The 20,059-nt window shown below is 49.2% G+C and carries 19 protein-coding genes; 4 read left to right on the top strand and 15 right to left on the bottom strand.

Annotated features, from left to right (window positions below; translation table 11 throughout):
* Nucleotides 1-107: 107 nt before the first annotated feature.
* Complete coding sequence (locus tag QQL65_RS08910) at nt 108-1,394, bottom strand: sensor histidine kinase (RefSeq protein WP_284363760.1); 1,287 nt, start codon at nt 1,392-1,394, stop codon at nt 108-110.
* Between the two features lie 160 nt (nt 1,395-1,554).
* On the opposite strand from QQL65_RS08910, the gene ppk2 reads away from it, so the two are divergent.
* Nucleotides 1,555-2,415 carry a polyphosphate kinase 2 gene (gene ppk2, locus QQL65_RS08905; RefSeq protein ID WP_284363758.1) on the top strand — a complete coding sequence of 287 codons (861 nt, stop codon included), beginning with the start codon at nt 1,555-1,557 and terminating at the stop codon, nt 2,413-2,415.
* Nucleotides 2,416-2,419: 4 nt separating this feature from the next.
* On the opposite strand, the gene QQL65_RS08900 is transcribed toward ppk2, so the two are convergent.
* The 4 genes from QQL65_RS08900 to QQL65_RS08885 form a co-directional block, all read right to left on the bottom strand.
* Nucleotides 2,420-3,121 carry a L,D-transpeptidase family protein gene (locus QQL65_RS08900; protein WP_348529141.1) on the bottom strand — a complete coding sequence of 234 codons (702 nt, stop codon included), beginning with the start codon at nt 3,119-3,121 and terminating at the stop codon, nt 2,420-2,422.
* 158 nt (nt 3,122-3,279) lie between these two features.
* Nucleotides 3,280-4,071: an IclR family transcriptional regulator gene (locus QQL65_RS08895; RefSeq protein WP_284363756.1), complete on the bottom strand. Its 792-nt coding sequence runs from the start codon at nt 4,069-4,071 to the stop codon at nt 3,280-3,282.
* An 18-nt stretch (nt 4,072-4,089) separates the two neighbouring features.
* Nucleotides 4,090-6,258: a malate synthase G gene (locus tag QQL65_RS08890; protein WP_284363754.1), complete on the bottom strand. Its 2,169-nt coding sequence runs from the start codon at nt 6,256-6,258 to the stop codon at nt 4,090-4,092.
* Nucleotides 6,259-6,344: 86 nt separating this feature from the next.
* Nucleotides 6,345-6,710, bottom strand: coding sequence for a YbaN family protein (locus tag QQL65_RS08885; protein WP_284363753.1), 366 nt, complete (start codon nt 6,708-6,710; stop codon nt 6,345-6,347).
* 271 nt (nt 6,711-6,981) lie between these two features.
* On the opposite strand from QQL65_RS08885, the gene QQL65_RS08880 reads away from it, so the two are divergent.
* Nucleotides 6,982-7,974: a DUF4424 family protein gene (locus QQL65_RS08880; RefSeq protein WP_284363751.1), complete on the top strand. Its 993-nt coding sequence runs from the start codon at nt 6,982-6,984 to the stop codon at nt 7,972-7,974.
* A gap of 78 nt (nt 7,975-8,052) precedes the next feature.
* On the opposite strand, the gene QQL65_RS08875 is transcribed toward QQL65_RS08880, so the two are convergent.
* The 5 genes from QQL65_RS08875 to QQL65_RS08855 form a co-directional block, all read right to left on the bottom strand.
* Nucleotides 8,053-10,575, bottom strand: coding sequence for a methyl-accepting chemotaxis protein (locus QQL65_RS08875; RefSeq protein WP_284363749.1), 2,523 nt, complete (start codon nt 10,573-10,575; stop codon nt 8,053-8,055).
* A 203-nt stretch (nt 10,576-10,778) separates the two neighbouring features.
* Entirely contained in the window at nt 10,779-11,168 is a 390-nt protein-coding gene (locus QQL65_RS08870; RefSeq protein WP_284363747.1) for a response regulator, read from the bottom strand.
* A gap of 84 nt (nt 11,169-11,252) precedes the next feature.
* Nucleotides 11,253-12,317, bottom strand: coding sequence for a protein-glutamate methylesterase/protein-glutamine glutaminase (locus QQL65_RS08865; RefSeq protein ID WP_284363745.1), 1,065 nt, complete (start codon nt 12,315-12,317; stop codon nt 11,253-11,255).
* Nucleotides 12,314-13,165, bottom strand: a complete 852-nt coding sequence (locus QQL65_RS08860) for a CheR family methyltransferase (RefSeq protein WP_284363742.1) — start codon at nt 13,163-13,165, stop codon at nt 12,314-12,316. Before QQL65_RS08860 ends, QQL65_RS08865 begins: the two co-directional genes overlap by 4 nt.
* 341 nt (nt 13,166-13,506) lie before the next feature.
* A complete protein-coding gene (locus tag QQL65_RS08855) occupies nt 13,507-14,088 on the bottom strand; it encodes a chemotaxis protein CheD (protein ID WP_284363740.1) in 582 nt (193 codons plus the stop codon).
* A gap of 159 nt (nt 14,089-14,247) precedes the next feature.
* On the opposite strand from QQL65_RS08855, the gene QQL65_RS08850 reads away from it, so the two are divergent.
* Nucleotides 14,248-14,604, top strand: a complete 357-nt coding sequence (locus QQL65_RS08850; protein WP_284363738.1) for a hypothetical protein — start codon at nt 14,248-14,250, stop codon at nt 14,602-14,604.
* A gap of 83 nt (nt 14,605-14,687) precedes the next feature.
* Here the strand turns inward: QQL65_RS08850 and QQL65_RS08845 are convergent, their stop codons facing one another.
* The 4 genes from QQL65_RS08845 to QQL65_RS08830 are packed head-to-tail and all read right to left on the bottom strand — an operon-like array spanning nt 14,688 to nt 18,352.
* Nucleotides 14,688-15,167, bottom strand: a complete 480-nt coding sequence (locus tag QQL65_RS08845) for a chemotaxis protein CheW (protein ID WP_284363737.1) — start codon at nt 15,165-15,167, stop codon at nt 14,688-14,690.
* A 22-nt stretch (nt 15,168-15,189) separates the two neighbouring features.
* The gene (locus tag QQL65_RS08840) at nt 15,190-17,664 is read right to left on the bottom strand and encodes a chemotaxis protein CheA (protein ID WP_284363735.1); all 2,475 of its coding nucleotides are present in this window, start codon (nt 17,662-17,664) and stop codon (nt 15,190-15,192) included.
* A gap of 30 nt (nt 17,665-17,694) precedes the next feature.
* Nucleotides 17,695-18,054 carry a response regulator gene (locus QQL65_RS08835; RefSeq protein ID WP_284363734.1) on the bottom strand — a complete coding sequence of 120 codons (360 nt, stop codon included), beginning with the start codon at nt 18,052-18,054 and terminating at the stop codon, nt 17,695-17,697.
* Between the two features lie 7 nt (nt 18,055-18,061).
* Entirely contained in the window at nt 18,062-18,352 is a 291-nt protein-coding gene (locus QQL65_RS08830; protein ID WP_284363731.1) for an STAS domain-containing protein, read from the bottom strand.
* Between the two features lie 237 nt (nt 18,353-18,589).
* On the opposite strand from QQL65_RS08830, the gene QQL65_RS08825 reads away from it, so the two are divergent.
* Nucleotides 18,590-19,201, top strand: a complete 612-nt coding sequence (locus QQL65_RS08825; protein ID WP_284363729.1) for a pyridoxamine 5'-phosphate oxidase family protein — start codon at nt 18,590-18,592, stop codon at nt 19,199-19,201.
* 11 nt (nt 19,202-19,212) lie between these two features.
* On the opposite strand, the gene QQL65_RS08820 is transcribed toward QQL65_RS08825, so the two are convergent.
* Entirely contained in the window at nt 19,213-19,995 is a 783-nt protein-coding gene (locus QQL65_RS08820) for an EAL domain-containing protein (RefSeq protein WP_284363727.1), read from the bottom strand.
* Nucleotides 19,996-20,059: the final 64 nt, after the last annotated feature.

Below are 20,059 nucleotides of genomic sequence, written 5' to 3'. Positions count from 1 at the left end.
ACGTTTTATGTCAGTTAAATGACAATTAGATGACAGTATATCCAATTGAAATATAACGTTTATTTCCGAAACTTTCTGTGAGTAACGCATGTTTGTGACACATTATGTCACGATAGGCAGATGCTGACCTTGGTGCCCTCACCGACTCGCGATGAAATCTGCAAGTCGCCGCGGTGGCGTCCTATAATATGCTTTACGATTGCCAGGCCAAGGCCCGTACCCTTCTTGCGGCGCGAAGATTCAGCGTCCACGCGATAGAATCGTTCTGTTAGGCGTGGGACATGTTCAGCGGGGATGCCTTGGCCGTAGTCTTGCACTTCAATACGCAACTTGTGATTGGTGTGCAGATTGCATGGCACAATACGCACATCTACCTTTTTGCCGCTTGTGCCATACTTGATGGCGTTTTCGACCAAGTTGGTCATCACTTGCATCAATTCGTTCCGATCCCCTGAAACAACTGCTTCTTCAACAACCTTGTCAAAACTGATTGTGATGTCTTCTTCCTTGGCCTGCGGCTGCAAAAGCTCAATAGCCTCTTTGCAGATAGTGGCAACATCAACCTTATCTGTCGGGCGCATGTGCTGGCGCAATTCGATCCGAGAGAGCGAAAGCAAATCGTCAATCAAGCGCGACATACGCTCAGCTTGGGTATGCATGATGCCCATGAACTTTTCGCGCGCGGCAGGGTCGTTAGCAGCCGGACCACGCAATGTGTCCAAGAAGCCAATGAGCGACGTCAAAGGCGTACGCAATTCGTGACTGGCATTAGCCACAAAGTCGGCGCGCATCTGATCGTGTATGCGTTGAGCTGTTTGATTGACGATTGAGACAACCAAAAGCTCAGATCTCTTGCTTGGGGCGACGCCCGGTTTTTTTGCTTCGAGCGGTGTTACGGATATTTGGTACCAGCTGTCAGCAGGCACCGTTTCATGAAACTCTCCCGTCACACGCTTGTTGCCAGATATTGCTTGATCAATTGTGTTCAAAAACGTTGGATTTCTAAGGGAAAACGCCAGTGGGTCGCCAACAGTTGAAGCCGGGAACTCGCTCGCTGCGGCATTATTTCGATAACGCAGAATGGCGCGACGATCGACAATCAGACAAGGGTCAGCAAGAGACTCGGCGAAACGTTTAAGAGAAATGTCGGGCCAAATGCTATTCTTTTTGTTCATTGGCAATTCGTTGCGCATTAGCCGCGCGCGGCGTGGCACTGCAATGGTTGCAAGGAATATCAAGGAGAACGCCAGCAGCGCATCAACAAAGCCAAGTTTGCCTGTCGCATAAAGACCGACAAATACGAGAACGCAGGTAATAAGCACCCAGCGCGCGGCGTAGAAACGATCGCGCCAGCGTTGCACTTCAGTTGGATTATCGATTGAATTAGACCCCATGATTACAATGCTTGAAATTTTGAACCGAAAGCGAAAGCAAATTTGAAGCAAACACGTTTACACGTTTAATGTAAAATTGATGCGACAGATGTTTGACTTTACTTTCAAAGCTATAACACTATTCACACACGCAATCTAGCAATCCAAAAGTAGGAACCTTATGGCCGATCGCCCTGCCCCATTTGATTTAGATGATCCAAAACTGAACAAAGAAATCGACGAAGGCGCATTCCAGAGCGGCAACTATCCTTACGAAAAGAAGCTAGACACCAAAAAATATGAAAAGACCTTGTTGGCTTTGCAGATTGAATTGGTGAAGTTGCAAAGTCATCTAAGCGCTGAAGGTGGACGTGTAGCCGCCTTGTTCGAAGGTCGCGATGCGGCTGGCAAGGGCGGCTCAATCCGTCGCTATCTCAACTATCTCAACCCCCGCCAAAGCCGCACAATTGCGCTGTCTAAACCAACTGAGCGCGAGCAAGGCCAATGGTATTTCCAGCGTTATGCCAAACACTTACCTACAAGAGGGGAACAAGTTTTGTTTGACCGCTCTTGGTACAATCGTGCGGTGGTGGAACCCGTCATGGGGTTTTGCACAGCTGAGCAAACTGAAAAGTTCTTGACCGAGGCGCCGCAGTTCGAGCGCATGATCGTTGATGAAGGCATCCACTTTTTTAAGTTCTGGCTCAATATCGGCGAAAAAATGCAATGGAAACGCTTTCACGCCCGTCGCCATGACCCGCTAAAACAATGGAAGCTTAGCCCGATTGATCGCAAAGCTTTAGGCATGTGGGATGAATATAGTGAAGCGCGTGATCGCATGTTGGATAGAACGGACACCAAACATGCGCCTTGGACGATCATTCGCTCAAATGACAAACGACGGGCGCGCATTGCGATCATGCAATGTGTGTTGTCCAATATTGACTATAAAGGGCGCGATGAAAAACTGGTGAGCGATATCGACCCAGAGATTGTGCAAAGCGCGGCAACGTTTTTGAAGCATCACCGCGCTGACGAGTGATCGTTTAGGCAACTGCGCCAGGTGTTACACGATTGTCGGGGATTACGACGATCGGCGCACCTTTGGTCACGCGACCGTACAGGTCAACAATATCGTGGTTGACCAAGCGGATACAGCCAGAAGAAGCTGCTGAACCTATTGACCACCATTCAGGTGAACCATGAATGCGGTAAAGTGTATCGCGACCATTCATAAAAATATAAAGCGCGCGTGCACCTAAGGGATTGTCCAACCCCGGAGGCTGTCCCTTAGCCCACTTTTCCAGCTCAGGCACACGCTCAATCATCTCACGCGGCGGCGTCCATGTTGGCCAACGGCGTTTCATTTGCACGGTGGCGCGGCCAGACCATTCAAAGCCTGCTTTGCCAACGCCAATACCATACCGCATCGCTTTGTTGTCTGGCATGGTGAGGTAAAGGAAGCGGTTTGGTGTGTCGATAACAATTGTACCTGGCACTTCGCCAAACGGATCATCGACGACTTGACGCCAATATTGGCGCTCAATGCGGTTACCCGGAATTGCAGGAATTGTGAACTCACCATCATCGATGGCGGCATAGCGCATTAAATCTGCACGCTGTTGATCGCGAAAGCTTGCAGCGCGCAACTCAGCAGAACCTGAAGCACCACAGGCAGCAAGCACAGATGTTGCCGCAGCACTTGTACCAAGCGCGAGGAATTGTCGGCGGTTAATTTGTTTAATCATAACACACTAAATCTAGCTGGCCGGAAATGGTTCCACCTCCGGTCGGTTATTCTTGAGTTGGTCGACACATAACGCAAAACAGAAATGTTTGATACTGCGTTTTGGCAACAGTGCAGAATTTTACAACCGGCTACCAACAACTTTTTGTGAACTCAATGTCAATTCGCGCGCGGTGCAATGCCACCAATTTGGTCCGTAATATGTCGCGCAGCAGCCATCACATAGTCGGCAAGTTCTTCTACTTTCTCAGCTTTCACCCGAACGGTGGGCCCCGAAATTGACACCGCGAATATTGGCTCGCCAAATTCATCAAATATTGGTGCGCCGATGCACCGAAGCCCAATGGATTGCTCTTCGTCATCTATTGCGTAGCCGCGCGCTCGAATGAGCTGAAAATCGGCACGCAATTGTTCAACCGTCCCGTGGGTTTTTTCCGTGAGGCTAAAAAACTCAATTTGCCCAATCGTATTGTCACGTTGTGGGCTTGGGCTAAATGCTAGAATTGCCTTGCCAACCGCACTTGCGTGAAGCGGCCCGCGCGCGCCCAGCGGCACCGCCATGCGCATCGCTTCATTACATTCGATTTGCGCCACGAAGGTCAATGTTGCGTTTTTCACAACCGCTAGGTTTGAAGTTTCCCCCGTTTGCGCCACCAATTCGCGCATGGTTTGGCGCGCCGTCGCGATATGATCGCGGCGTCGCAAATATCCCGCTCCAGCTCGAAATGCCGCCAACCCGACAAACCAGCGATTTGTGTCGGTTTCAAAACTAACAAAATCCAACGCCTGCAAGCTCGAAAGCAAGCGGTGGGTTGTTGATGGCGCCAATTCCGCCAATGGCGCAATCTCAGCCAAGGTAAGACCATCTGGATGCTCGGCGAGCAATTGCAAAAGGGCAAGCGCGCGGTTGAGTGACTGCACGCTGCCTTTTGATTGCTCTTTGTTTGCCACTTGCGCCATCTTTGGTGACTAGGCGGCAGCTTTGGCTTGTTTGCGTCGCTGGTGCAGAATTGGCTCGGTGTAACCGCTTGGCTGGTTCACGCCATCAAAAACCAAATCACAAGCCGCTTGGAAGGCGATTGAAGCATCAAAGTCCCCTGCCATTGGACGATAAAGCGGATCGCCGGCATTTTGTTGATCAACAATAGCTGCCATTTTCTTCATTGCGTCCATCACTTGGTCTTTGCTAACCAAACCATGTTCCAGCCAGTTTGCAATGTGCTGAGAAGAAATACGCAAAGTTGCGCGGTCTTCCATCAAACCAACATCATGAATGTCCGGCACCTTTGAACAGCCAACACCCTGGTCGATCCAGCGAACGACATATCCCAGAATGCCTTGCGCATTGTTTTCCAGTTCAGCGGAGACTTCTTCTGATGAAAGGTTTTGGCCAGCAAGCAATGGCGGTGTCAGAATGTCAGTGAGGCTGGCCTTGGCACGTTTTTCCAGTTCAGCTTGGCGATCGAACACATTGAGCTGATGATAATGCATGGCGTGCAGCGTTGCTGCCGTTGGAGATGGCACCCAAGCGCAGTTTGCACCGGCGTTTAGGTGGCCGATCTTTTGTACAACCATTTCCGCCATTTCATCAGGCATTGCCCACATGCCTTTGCCGATCTGCGCGGTGCCGGAAAAACCCGTTTCCAAGCCATTGTCGACATTCCAGTCTTCATAGGCAGCCAACCAAGGCTGTCCTTTGATGACGCCTTTTGGCAGAACGGGGCCTGCTTGCATTGAGGTATGAATTTCATCGCCGGTCCGATCAAGGAAGCCCGTATTGATAAACACAATCCGGTCTTTTACGGCACGGATGCACTCTTTCAAGTTTACGGTCGTGCGGCGCTCTTCATCCATCACGCCAATTTTGACTGTGTGGCGCGCAAGGCCAAGCTCATCTTCGACCAAGTTGAACAAATCATTGGCGAGTTTGACCTCGTCAGGACCATGCATCTTCGGCTTCACAATATAGATCGAGCCGGCGCGAGAGTTGCGGATGCCTGTTGATTTTTTCAGATCATGCATCGCGCACAAAACGGTCATCAGCGCATCGAGCATGCCTTCAGGCACCTCATTGCCATCTTTATCTAGAACCGCGTCAATGGTCATCAGGTGACCAACATTGCGCACCAAAAGCAAGGATCGCCCAGGCAGCGAAATGGCTTCGCCGTTTTTCCCTTCAAATGCCAAATCTGGATTGAGTGCGCGGGTCATCGTTTTGCCGCCCTTTTGGAAGCTGGCAGAAAGATCGCCCTTCATTAGCCCCAACCAGTTGCCATAGACTGCCGCTTTGTCTTCTGCGTCCACTGCAGCGACAGAATCTTCGCAATCCTGAATGGCAGTCATCGCTGATTCAACGTTGATGTCTTTGACGCCGGCCCTGCTTTGCCCGCCAATTGGATCGCTCGGATCTATGACAATTTCAATGTGCAAACCGTTGTTTTTAAGCAAAATGCCAAGTGCGCCCTTGTTGTCGCGCGTGCCCAAGAATTGTGACGGATCTGCAAGTTGTGTTTCGCCACTTTCAAGCTTGGCCACGAGATTAGCATTTGAGATCTCATAGCGAATGACATCTCCATGCTTTGCGTTAATAAGTGGAGCAGCCTCATCCAAAAATGCCGCGGCGGCAGCAATAACGGCGTCTCCGCGTTTTGCGTTATAACCCTTGCCTGGTGCGAGGTCGCCTTCTTGTGAAATAGCGTCAGTGCCGTAATAGGCATCGTAAAGGCTGCCCCAGCGTGCGTTTGCGGCATTTAGTGCAAAGCGCGCATTCATAACCGGCACAACAAGTTGTGGCCCAGCAACTTTTGCAATTTCTGGATCTACATTTTGGGTTGCGATTTTGAAATCGCCGCCTTCAGGCACTAAGTAGCCAATCTCCTTGAGAAAGGCTTGGTATTCGCCTTGATCAATTGGCTTGCCCGCGCGGGCTTTGTGCCATTCGTCAATCTTGGCTTGCAGTGTCTCTCTGAATGCAAGTAACTCGCGATTACGAGGCCCAAGACTGTTGAGGATATTTTCAAATGACGCCCACACCTGATCTGCTGTAAGGGGCAAACCATCCAACACCTTATCCGTGACAAGGTCCGCCAAGGGTTGTGCAACTTTTAGTGTTCCATATTGGATGTAGGTATCAGCCATTCAAATTCTCCCGTTTATTCCACCGCAGAGAATAGAGGAAAATTTGAACCTGTCAACAAAATGGAATGCAATTCCACATTATGGAATTACGATGATGGTCGAGTAAGGATAAAGGTTGCAACAGCGCACAATGTGACGATTTGAATGATGACCACGTGCATAGGCACACCCACCACATAGCTAATTGCGAGCACTGCAAGCATTGAAAGCACTGCTATGACTTTTACGCGCGGCGCAATGGCACCTCGTTCATTCCAATCTTGGATTGCGGGGCCAAATTGTGGATGGTTTACCAACCAATTATGCAGCCGATCCGAACTTCGTGCGAAACAAAAAACCGCCAACAACATAAAGGGGGTGGTCGGCAAAAGTGGCAAAAAGGCACCGACAAACCCAAGTCCGAAGCTGATAAGCCCAGCACTCAGCCACATTGTCCGTTTAAATGAATTCATCTGTCTCGCTTTCTGAACTCAATTCAAATGGGACATTTGGCGCATAATTACAATTGGCTCTTGCAAATCAATTTAAACATGATTATAAAAATCATGTTAATGTCACGATGTCACCTGCCTAAAACGACATCTTATCGGGCCCACTCCCCCTTTCCTTTCGTGGGCTTGAACACGCACCCGGCCTTTACAAAAGGTCGGGTGTATTTGTTTGACCTTTATCATTTGCCAAACCGGCGCCCTGTGCCAATCTTAAAAAAACAGGGAGACAATCATGCGCACAAAGAGTCTTGCAATTTTTACGGCCTGTCTGCTGGCTGCAAACGGCAATGCAGTTGCAAATGACAGTTCGGCAAAAATATCGGCTGGCGGCATTGTATTAGAAAAAACTGACAAGGTGCGTATGCTCAGCGAAGACCTCTATGTCAGCAAAGACCTGGTGAAGGTGAGTTATGTCTACAAAAACATTACCGGATCGCCAGCCAACCTAACTGTAGCGTTCCCATTGCCCAAGATTACGGCTGAGAGCGTTTATGAAAGCTACCCAGAGCATTTTGCGGACACAAGATTTATCAACTTCACCACCAAAATCGATGGCGTTGCCATCGAACCACGTGAGATCATCAACATAAAATCACACGATGGTCGCAACGTTACTGACTTCTTCAAACAACGTGGTCTGCCGCTCGCGCCGTTTGACGATTTCTGGAGTTTTGGTTTTGATAACGAATATGACGACGTGAAAAATGTCGTTTTGTTGGATGAACTAAGGCAAGAAAAATTGCTGGTTAAAGACGCCGATGGATATGAACGACGCGCCTGGACAACCGAAATATACTATGTTTGGCAGTATACCTTCGAACCGAATGTGGCTGTGCAGGTCGACCATAGCTATGCGCCAATAATTGGCGGCCAGTTTTTCGCAGGCGACGTCACCTATGACGACTGGAGCTTCAAAGCTTACTTCCAGAAAGAGTTTTGCGCCAGCGAAGGCGAATGGAATGCACTTGAGAAGATAAATGCCAAGATCGCCAACCCGCTCATAAGTGAAGTGGGCTACATCCTGCAAACCGGCAATAATTGGGCAGGAACGATTGGCAATTTCCGGCTCACTCTGGACAAGTCTGACCCGCGCAACATCGTGACATTGTGCTGGGACGGCAAACTGACAAAAATTGCGCCAACCCAGTTTAGGTTTGAAGCTGAAAACTACACACCAAACCAAGACATTGTGATGGCGGTAACGCAAGGCTACCGCGATTACTAGAATGATTAGCTGGTGTTGAGAAAAGAAAAAGGCGACCAAAGGGCCGCCTTAATTCCAAAAGTCTTTGTAGGCAGAGTTTTAGAACTCTTTCCATTCAGCGTCTGTGTCGACCGCCGCGTTACCATTTGACAGGTATGACTTGGCGACTGTGGCAACTTTTTGCTGCAATGCCTTAATACCTGTCGCCGGCTGTGGTGCCGGTGCTGGATCAGCTGCGGGCACCGACTGCGAAGAGCGGCGTGCTGCACCATCAGTGACAAACACATCAACAATCTGGTCAAGCTCGTTCGCCTGGCTCTCGGTTTGCTCAATAGCTGCATTGGTCTCTTCAACCAATGATGCGTTACGTTGTGTCATCTCATCCATCTCAGCAATTGACATTGAGATGTCATTGATTGAATTCGACTGCTCTTTGCTTTCTCTTGCAATCTCGTCCATCAATGCCGTAACGCCGCGAACTGATTCAACGATGCCATCAAGGTTCTGCGCTGCTTGCGCCACCAATTTGGTACCACTGTTCACTTCAGAGCCAGACTGCTCGATGAGCACTTTAACCTCAGAAGACGCTTCGGCCGCAGATTGTGCCAAGCGACGAACTTCAACGGCCACAACCGCGAAGCCCTTACCAGCTTCACCGGCGCGGGCGGCTTCAACCGAAGCGTTCAGCGCAAGCAAGTTGGTTTGGAACGCGATATCATCGATCATGCCGATAATATCTGAGATTTTCGCAGCAGATGCTGTGATACGCTGCATCGCTTCGTTCGCTTCGTTCATCACCTGGCCACCGCGTTCGGCGACTGAGCGGGCTTCGCTTGCTGAAGCTTGAGCTTTCTGAGCGCGCTCTGTGTTGTCTCGAACGGTTTCGGCGAGCTGTTCAGTTGAAGCCGATGTTTCTTCAATTGAAGCGGCTTGACGAGTCGTGCGCTCAGACAAATCGTTCGCACCTGAAAGAATTTCACCTGTTGCGGTTTTCAACCCACGTGATGTTGTGCGGATTTTGCCAACAACTTCTGTTAGCTGCTCACCAACGCGGTTGGTATCATCTTGCAGTTTTTTGAAGGCGCCTTTGTAGTTGCCTTCCATACGCTGCGTAAGGTCTGTATTGGCAAGCGCTGACAATACTTTAGCCGTTTCGCCAACACCACGATCTACAGTTTCAACCAAGTTATTCACGCCATGCGCCAAACGGTTGAGTTCTTCATCAGGAAATTCAGCTTGAACCCGTTGCGAGAAGTCACCATCGACAGCTGCATCAACAACCGCGCCAAACGCGTTTTGCAACTCTTCCATCATTTTGCGACGTTCAACACCGCGACGCTGTGAAGCTTCTTTTTCTTCCTCGGTCATTTGCAGCACTTTGATACCGTTCTCACGGAACACTTCAACCGCGCGTGCCATTTCGCCCAACTCGTCGGTGCGATCAGATCCGCGCACTTCAACATCAAGGTCACCCTCAGCCAAATCGCGCATGGTTGCGGTGAGGTTTGAGATATTGCCTGTGATCGTACGGGAGAAGAACAGTCCAACTAGGACAGCTATCAACATTGTTCCGCCGCCAACGAGCAGCATCATGTTGCGCATTTCTTCAACTGGTTTGTGAAGTGCCGCAAAGCTTTCTACAGCGACCATTGCCCAATTAACACCAGCGAAGGATACAGGAACTGCTTCAACATGCATCTTTTCGTTGCGGTAAGCACTGGTGATGCTTTGCGCTTGCTCACCGGCAAGTGCTGCGGTAATTGCTTCGGCTTCAAAACTTGTTGTGAATTGATCATTTTCTTCGGTAAATGTTGAATCTACACGAAGCAAATTGTCTGCACCTACAAGTAGTGTTTCGCCAGTTTCACCAAGACCCTTCTTCAGGCTAACGAAGTTTGCGATTGTATCGATCGGCACACCAAATGCCAGGACGCCTGCAACATTGCCTTTTGTATCGAGAACCTTTGCGCCCATGAAGCTTGCCGCCGCGCCATTATAGGCTGCGTAAGGCGCGAAATCTGTGAAGGCAACTTCGCCTTCTGGTACTTCAAGCGCTGACTTGTAGAGCGAATCTAGGATTGTGCCCGCTTCAATCTGCGTGGCAAAGTCGACATTCTTGAACACCGAATAAACAACAACGCCATCCGCTGAAATCATCAAAACGTCACGATAGCCCGCATTGACCGCCTGAGTGGAGAGGCTCGGGTGGATGCGAGAATGCGAGAAATCGTAGTTTGTGAATTGCTTAGCGGTATTGGCCAGATGCCGTTCGTTTTCAGCGTGAGGGTTGTTGGTTATAAAACCTTCTTGCAAAAACGCTGTCGGGTTCTTGTCAGCTTGTTCCCAAGTGCTTCGCAACTCGCTCAATGAGCTGCCCAATGCCCCGTCACCTGCGGTTTTCAGCAGGTCGGTTTTCATATTTTCCAGCAACCCGGTCATCGACTCAGCGCGTATAGACGCAATCGTCGACAATCTTTGCTCCGCCATTTGGTTTACGGTGGATTCGCTGACCCGGTAGCTTACAAGCCCTACCCCAAGTGCAACAAAAAGCGCCGCCCCCACGAGGACCATTGGCAATTTCTGGGAAATCTTGATTGTTGGCAACTTCATACTTTTTAACATCGAGTCTTCTCCACCTCGAACGAGCAATTCAATAATACAGCGCCGGTTCGCGCAAATTCGTTCGAGCGCTATTACCCCCGCGCGTTCGAACAATTATTGTTGGTTACCAAGACTACAACAGAACTCCTGAATCAAATCTAAATAAAAAGGCCCCTTTACCGAAGTAAAGAGGCCTTAAATTGGTATGTAATTTGGCGGTTGGTCTAACTCAAAGCGCCAATAACTGCTTCGATTTTCTTTTTCATCGTTCCCGCATCAAACGGCTTGATGACATAGTTATTCACGCCACAGCTGATTGCTTCCTTCACTTGCTCTTTGTCACCACGACCAGTGGCCATAATGAAAGGCATCGAAGAGGTACGCGGATGCTTTCTGATAACCTTGAGTAAGGTCAAACCGTCAACATCGTCCATATTCCAATCTGAAATAATCAGGTCGACATTTGCGGATTCGAGTTTAAGCAACGCGTCGCGCCCAGACTTGGCTTCAACAACGTTCTTGAACCCCAACTGGTTCAAGATGAATTTACAAATACCGCGCATTGATTGCTGGTCATCAACAATCAAAACGCACATCGAACTTGCTTTGGGCATTAGCAGATGCCTCTAGTTTCAGGAAACATACGATTTACTTCAGTTCTGATCTTATCCATTAACAGTTACCAATCCCTCAATGCTCTATGCCGCAGCTTTACGGCGTTCCAAAGCGCTGATGAGCTTTGCTGCTATTTTTTCTACGGACGCTTCTTCGTCCACGGCACCCATCTCCATGGCAGCACGCGGCATACCATAAATCAGGGCCGATGATTTACTCTGGCCAATTGTAAAACTTCCGGTATCGTGCATGAGTTTCATGCCGTTCGCGCCGTCTTTCCCCATGCCCGTCAAGATCGCACCTACAGCATCCGCTCCGACCTGCTTGGAGACTGATTCAAACAGCACATCAACTGACGGACGGTGACCAGAAACTGGTCCATCTTCACCCAGACGGCACTTCAATTGACCAGACGACTTTTCAATACGCAAATGCGCGTGACCAGGTGCAACATAGGCATGACCAGGTTGCAGCACCAATCTCTCGGTGGCCTCAACGACAGTCAAAGCGCAAGTTTCATCCAAGCGCTGCGCAAACCGAGCAGTAAATCCTGCGGGCATATGCTGCGCAATCACCACAGGAGGCGAGTCTTTTGGCAAACCTGAAAGTACTGTTTTCACCGCTTCGACACCACCGGTTGATGCACCAATTGCGATGAGTGCATTTGATGAAACCTTTGCGCCCGACGCAACCGGAGTTGCTGGCGTAGCTTTTTCTGGCGCAGGTTGACGTGCCATCGCACGACCACGAACATCTGATTGCGATGCCGCGATAACTTTATCGCGCACTTCCCGACCAAACTGCTCAAGACCACCAGCCAAGTCGTGACCTGGTTTTGCAACAAAGTCGACAGCGCCAAGTTCCAAAGCAAGCAGTGTTTCTTGCGCACCTTTTTGTGTGAGGGTCGAAATCATCACAACTGGCGTTGGTCGCAAGCGCATGATTTTTTCCAAAAATGCCAAACCATTCATGTTTGGCATTTCGATATCTAGCGTCACCACATCTGGGTTAAGCGTTTTAATTTTGCCTCGTGCATCAATTGGGTCGCAAGCTGTACCGACGACATGGATGTCATCACCTGCGGAAAGTAACGAAGAAAGCACTTCTCGAATAAGTGCAGAATCGTCAACAACGAGAACTTTGATCATGCGGCACTCCGTGCGCTAGCACCTAGTTTGTTTTGATAAACGGTTTTGCCAACCAGCTTAAACTTGTCAGCAACTGAATTGAGGTTTTCCGAGTGCCCAATGTAAAGAAACGCGTTTGGCTTAAGCAGCTCACCCATGCGGGTGAACATTTTTTCTTGGGTCGGCTTATTAAAGTAGATCGCTACGTTGCGGCAGAAGATGGCGTCAAACGGCCCACGCATTGGCCAAGCTTCCATCAAGTTGAGCGACTTAAACGTCACTATTGAACGAGCATGATCAGGAATGCGCACATTGCCGGCGCCATCGCGGTCAAAAAGCTTTACGCGTTCAGGAGACAGACCAGACAAGTCGCCTGCTTTGTAAACGCCGGTTTTTGCTTTTTCGACAACGTTAGTGTCGATATCAGTTGCTAGGATTTTGAAATCCCATGTCTTTAGTTTGGGATGCGCAGCCAAAAGGCTCAGCGCAATCGTATATGGCTCTTGCCCGGTAGAACAACCAGCCGACCAAAGGCGCAGTCGAGATTTGTTTGGATTGGCCGGATCATTGACGATACCACCAATATAGTCGTTCAAATGATCAAAATGGTGATCTTCACGAAAGAACCTAGTGAGATTAGTTGTTAGCGCGTTGATGAACTCTTGAACTTCATCAGCCGACCCGTTTCGATCCAAATGATCCAAATAGGCTGTAAACGTATCTAAGTTCAAACGTCGGATAATTTTTGATAGTCGCGACACAACAAGGGTGCGCTTGGCATCGCTCATCGAAATGCCTGCCAAATCATATACTTTGTTTCTTACCGCTTCGAATTCGCGATCCGACAAAGAAATTTCACCGCTATCCATGATGTTGCTGGCCCCTGTGATACGCTCGACTACAAAAAGACAATTCAGTTGGCGCCCAACTTAATCGTCTGCAACTCCTAAATTGGCAAACAAACCGCCACCCATTGCGGGCGATATTTTTGCCGATTGCCGCCTATTGTCGTCTCACACCCCTTATTTTTGGTAAATGAAACGCACATGGTGCAAAAAATTCAGGAATTCTGGGCAGCGCGAGCAACTCGAATTCCAGCAACGCAACTCCAAAATGGAGCCGCCACCTAAATTCGGAGACTAATTTGCAATGGTTAACAGAGCGTTGCCATTGGTCACTGATGTAAACCAAATGATAACAAAATGTCGTCTTAGAACAATTCGATATCGTCGTGAGTTTCGACTGGCTTGTTGGCTTTTGAAATTTCTTCTTTGATCAAGCCATCATTTACTGAGCTATCGAGGTGTTTGACAAAAACACGGCCGGGAACTGGCTGAAATACAACGCGCCGCGCATATGTCCCGCCAAGATCTTCCGCTTCGGCTTTGTACCCTTCCGCCGCGAGGAAGCCGCGGACAAAAGCTGCGTTTTTGGCACCAACATCATCCATCTTTTGGTTGATGTTTCCACCGCCAAAAACTTTGATTTCCAACTCTGTTCGTTGGCCAGAGCCCTGGGTGAGGACTTTGTTGATCAATTCTTCCATAGCGTAGGCGCCGTAGCGTGCGCTTTCACCGTATTTGTCTTTAGAACTATCGGATTGAACCCCGAGCAAGAAATGGTTCATTCCACCAACGCCGGTAATTTTGTCCCGAACACAGGCAGCAATACACGAGCCTAAAACAGTCGAGAATGCCGTCTCCGGTTCGCCAGACACATGACAATCGCCTTGATGAACTTGCACCGTTGATTGACGTGGAATGTCGCGAGGGGATCTGATCGATTCTGTCACTGATTCATCCTGTATTACTTTTGCCTACCACCCTAACCCTGAATTTATTAGTGAACTGCTAACCACAACGAGAACATTCGCTTATTTTTAGAAAAAAGAAAGTGGCAGTTAGGAATTGAATTGTAGATTGGGCGAGCAAGTTAAAGGGGGAATTTTAGTATGTCCTTGGACAAGTTAGCGGTCGAATTGGAAGAGACCGCACGCCAAACCGCTGAAATGATTGACAAAATCAACGACAGCCTCGGCGTTCTAATGAATAACAAGCTCGATAGTGACGATGCACGTAGCACCGCCATTCAACAAATGCTGGTTGCTTTGCAAGCACAAGATCGTATTCAACAACGATCTGATAATATCGCAAAAGCTGCGCGTTTGATGGCAAAAGTCATCGATGACATTTCTGAAAATATCGATCATAAAGATATTTGGTCAGAGTTGACATTGGATGAGTTGCGCAAGCCAAATCTATCTGGCATTGCCGGTCGCGCGAAGCACGACGACATCGAATTATTCTGATTTGCGGGGAGTTTATTTCCCGCAAAACAAAAGCCCGGTCAAACCGGGCTTTTTTTGCATTCTGATTTTGAAATTCTAACCGTCTAGATTTCTTCGCCAGTTTGGCCCACGACAGATTCCAAATCGATCAAACCAACCATCCGGCTATCATGTGTCACGATGCCATTTAGCAGTTCTGAATCCATATTCTCCCCTTCAGGTACAGGGTGGATGTCGTTCTTTTGAACCGTCAAAATGTCAGATACCGCATCAACCAAAATGCCGATCCATTTTTCACCAACCGCAAGCACTACAACCACATGGGTTTTTGTTGCTTCGGTGACGCCAGCGCCAAATCGAGCACGAAGATCAAAGATCGGCACGATCGTGCCGCGTAGGTTGACCACCCCGCGCACAAACTCTTTTGTATTTGGTAGTGGCGTCGCACCGTTCCACGCTCGAATTTCACGAACTGTGGTGATTTCGACCCCGTAAGCTTGCTCACCAATTGAAAATGCAATCAACTGAATGGAGTTTGCACCGCCAACTTCAAGATCATTTTCGTTGAGTTCGATGGCTTCCATGATTTCCTCTCAATCTTAAGCGTTATGCCGCCGCACTGCGATGATTTACACGAGTTGTCTTCAACCCTTGGACGTCAACAATGAGCGCCACTTGTCCATCACCTAGGATTGTACCACCGGCAATACCGTCGATACGCTCATAGTTTTCCTCTAAACTCTTAATAACCACTTGCTGTTGACCGATAATTTCGTCGACAATGATCGCGAGTTTGTTAGTACCTTCTGCTTCGCACAAGACCACGAAGCGTTCATTTTCGTCCGCATCGGTGTGCATTGCAAAGCGTGTGGCCAGATCAACAACCGGCACATATTCACCGCGGATTTGCAGCAATCGCGAACCGCTCGGCACTTTGCCAAACTCTGCGCGACCCGCTTGAATTGTTTCAACAATCGATGACAGCGGCACAACATATGGACAGCCCGCAACAGACACCAACATCACATCAAGCACAGCCAATGTAAGTGGAAGACGAAGGGTCATTCGGGTGCCGCGACCAGGATTTGAGCGCACATGCACCGAACCACCGATCTTTTTGATGTTGGACAACACAACGTCCATGCCCACACCACGTCCTGAAATATCTGAGATTTCTGAAGCCGTTGAGAAACCAGGCGCAAAGATCAAATTGTCGATTTGCTCATCAGATGGGGTCTGGTCTTGCGGAACAACACCACGTTCTTTGGCGATGGCCAAGACCCGTTCGCGGTTAATACCCGCACCGTCATCTTCAACGATAATAAGAATGTTACCGCCTGCCTGTTCGGCAGAAAGGGTAATCGTACCCTGCTCCGGCTTACGCCGCTCGGTACGTTTTTCGCAACTTTCAATACCGTGGTCGGCTGAGTTGCGGATCATATGCGTTAGCGGATCAGACAATTGCTCAATAACGGTCTTGTCGATTTCGGTGTTCTCACCAACCATCTCGAGCTTGATCTTTTTGCCCGTCTTATTCGCCAATTCGCGAACCAGACGTGGCATACGCGAGAATACAGATTTAACCGGCTGCGCACGGATAGCCATAACACTATCTTGCAAGCCACGAGTGGTTTGGGCCAATACCTCAATACCGCGCACCAACTCTTGGTATTTGTCGCGCAGTGTTTCATCCATCTGCTGGGTGAGCATTGACTGCGTAATAACCAATTCTCCAACCATATTCACTACGCGGTCGACCTTATCAAGGTCCACACGAATGGATTGAACCGGCGGTTTTTCCGGCGTTTTTGGTTTTGCTGGCGCATTACCAAAGGCGGGTGCAGTCGATTTTGCTGCTGGCTCGGACGCTGGCGGCTGTGGTGTTGGCGCTGTTTCTTTTGGCGCTTCAGCTTTTTCAGCAACAGGTTCTTCTGGTTTTGCCTCTTCTGGCGCGGCGTCCATGTCCACACCCAACTCACCAGCAAGGTCAGCAAAGCTTGGCGCATCACCGGCATCATCGGCAGCAGCGGCAGGCGCTTCAGGAACTTCTAGAGCAGGTGCTGGGGCCGATGCTTCAGCAGGCACCTCTGGTGCAGGCTCGGTTGCGGCTTGATCGTCAGCCGGACCAATTTCTCCGACTAGAATTGATGTCTGGCGCTCGCTAAGTTCACCTGGTGGCGTAACTTCGATCTCACAGTCACCTTCAACAAACTCAAAGACTTCACGAATGCGCTCTTCGGTAACGTCATCGCCCTTAAGCGTAATCACCCACTGACAGTAAGGGTGGAACGGCTCGAAGTCGTTCAATTCAGGGATTTCGCGAATATCCGCGTTCACCTGTGAATCGCCAACAATTGCGAGTTCACGGAACAATAAGAGCGGGTCATTTGCCCGTTCAAACAACGCTGGAAGTGGCGTAAATGTCAGTGTCCAAGCGTCGGCAGCTGCGCCGAATTCAGGTGCGCCATCGGTGCCGTCACCGGCAAAAACCACATCTGCGTCTGAAAGATCGTCTGCAGCATCATCGAGCGCTGCGCCAAGATCTGTGTCGGCGCCAGCGTTGAGCGGCGGGCTTTCAAAAACGTCTTCGTCATCAGGCAGTTCAGCGGCTGGCGCGTCGGCATCGGCATCGACATTCACCATCACTGGCGTAAACTCGATATCGAAGTCCTCAGGCTCTTCTTCCTCGGCACCGTCAGGATTACAAAGCGCTTCAAACTCCGCTTTTTCCTCAGCACCATAACCGTCTTCGAGTTCGCGTCCTTCTTGTGCCGCTGAAACAAAATCAGCAACCAAATCGCTTGAACGGATACAAAGAGTGAGCACTTTCTCGCTCATCTCAATGCGGCCATCACGCACGAAATCTAGAAGTGTTTCAAAGCTGTGGGCAAATCCTACAAGACCTGTAAAGCCGAAGGCACCTGCGCCACCTTTGATCGAGTGAATTGCGCGAAAGACAGCATTGAGGCGTTCGGGGTCTTGATCCCCTTCCTCAATTGCCATGAACTGCTCTTCCAATTCGGTAAGCAGTTCAGAACATTCGTCGAAGTAGGTAGCCTTAAATTCGTCTAGTTCGCTCATGGCACATCCAACGCAACTCGGGGTTTATTATTAGTGAGAGACCTTTTTGATCACGCTGAGCAGCTTGTCCGGATCAAAAGGTTTCACGATCCAACCGGTACCGCCCGCAGCTCGACCTTGATCGCGCTTATCTTGGCTTGTTTCGGTTGTCAGAATTAGAATTGGCAAGCTTTGGTATTGACCAGAGGCCCGCACATTTTTGATGAACTCGATCCCGTCCATTACTGGCATATTGATGTCAGTAATAACTACATCGACATTTTCTGCACCCAAGACATCAAGACCTTCCTGACCATTTTCAGCCTGAAGAACTTCATATCCCGCGCCAGCCAACGTGTGCTGTAGCATTGCAAGAATTGTACGGGAGTCATCAACCGTGAGTACACGCATAAACTGACTATCCTTTCATTAACGGTGCAAAAGCGCTTTCCAAACCCAAAGTCTCAAGGGCAGAGGAAAAATGTTCACTCGGGGCGCTTAGCAAGAGTTGATAATTGTGGTTGCTCGCTGTTTTTGCAGCGCTGAGCAACATGAACAATGCGTTGGTTGAAACGCGTTCAACTTTTGCAAGGTTGATTTCCAAGTTGCCGGCATTTAGTGCTTCAAGCATTTCTTCACGCAGCTCATCAACTGCGCCGATATCAGCGATTGCTGGTAATTCGATCTGCTTTGTTTGCATGTCCGCCATAAATGGCATCCCCCGAAATACACGATTCATTCTCGCGCAGTTTCACCGCGAACTGTTTAATAATTCCTAACCATATTTGAAGAAGGCCAAATTCTAGGCAAAATGGTCTGTTTTTTGGCCGATTTTGCCTTTCAATACCCAGCCACTGCGCCATAATTGGTTCTTATTGGCACACACCGAATCGCACACCAACTTTGAGGAACGGCTCGGCAACAGCATTTTTTAGTGGGGATGAATATGAGCTTTGTTTTAGATGTTGAACAATTGGCCGGCATTTATGGCACACCAGCTCAAGCGTCCATCGTCAAAGAGATCGACTACCTTGACGATGTTTATCGTCCATTTGTTGAAAAAGCCCCGTTTGTAGCGCTCGCCACCGTATCTGAAGATGGAATTGACTGCTCGCCCCGTGGGGACCAGCCTGGCTTTGTTAGAGTTCAGGATCAGAAAACACTGATCATGCCCGACAGGCGGGGCAACAATCGAATTGATAGCTTGGCCAACATTGTGCGCGATCCGCGCACATCATTTTTGTTTCTCATTCCAGGCAGCAACACCGTATTACGTGTGAACGGCCAAGCGCGCGTCAGCATAGACCCTGAATTGCTTGCTTCATTTGAAGTTGAAGGCAAAGTGCCGCGCTCAGCCATCGTTCTAACGATCGACAAAGTCTATTTCCAATGCGCACGCGCGGTCATGCGGGCAGGTTTGTGGGACATAGACACCCATATCGATCCAAAGTCTCTTCCAACAGCTGGCGAAATGCTTAGCAATCTTAGCGAAGGCACAGTGGGCGGCAAAACATATGACGAAGGATGGGCAAAACGCGCAAAGGAAACGATGTGGTGATCTGACAAAAACTATGGCTGTACGGCAACACCTTGTGGCCGACCAAGCAAATACCCCTGCACGCCGCAGCCGCCAATCGCTTCAACAAAATCTAACTGCTCTTTGGTTTCCACGCCCTCAACAATGACCATAATATCGCTTTCGCCAAAACCGTTTATGGTGCGTTTCAATTGTTGTTTGCCGCGTTGCGTTTCAAGCATCGACTTGAACCAAGAACCGTCGAGTTTGACGATATCCGGCGACAATTTTTCGATACGGTTTCTATCCGAAAAACGCACGCCATAATCATCAACGGCAACTTTTATCCCAAAACTTTTGAAGCATTCGATGATATTTGCAAACACCTGATCATCTTGTGATTTTTCTTCGATAACTTCGCAGACGAAATCTTGAGGATTTACCCCAAGCTCCTCCATGCGCTTTACCATAAATTTAATCTCGTATTCGGCCTGCGCAACATTGGTAAAAGTTGTTGGATCGAGATTTACGAAAAGAAGTTGCCCTGGTTGGCGCACCAGATGAAAATTTGAGATGTGAATGGCGCGACACATCCATTCGATAAAGAACTTATCCTCTTGGGGCACGAGCGGAAAGAAATCCAAAGGCGAGATGATTTTGCCTTCATGCTTCACCCGCAGCAGCCCCTCAAACCCACATGGCGTGCCATAGGTATCAGATGTGCAAAAAATCGGCTGGTACACTGAATTTAGCTGAAAAGGACCATAACGTCCGGTGCGCCAACCATCATGGTAAAACAGCGCATCATCGACATATCTGGGTCGCGAAACTCGCAACGAACCCCTCCTCGAATCAATTGCCATATTGTTATACGCAGTTCACGCAGTAACGACAAGTTCG

Origin of the sequence: Maritalea porphyrae (genome assembly GCF_030159895.1) — a bacterium.
Taxonomy (GTDB): Bacteria; Pseudomonadota; Alphaproteobacteria; order Rhizobiales; family Devosiaceae; genus Maritalea; species Maritalea porphyrae.
This window is presented reverse-complemented; position numbering and strand designations above follow the sequence as displayed.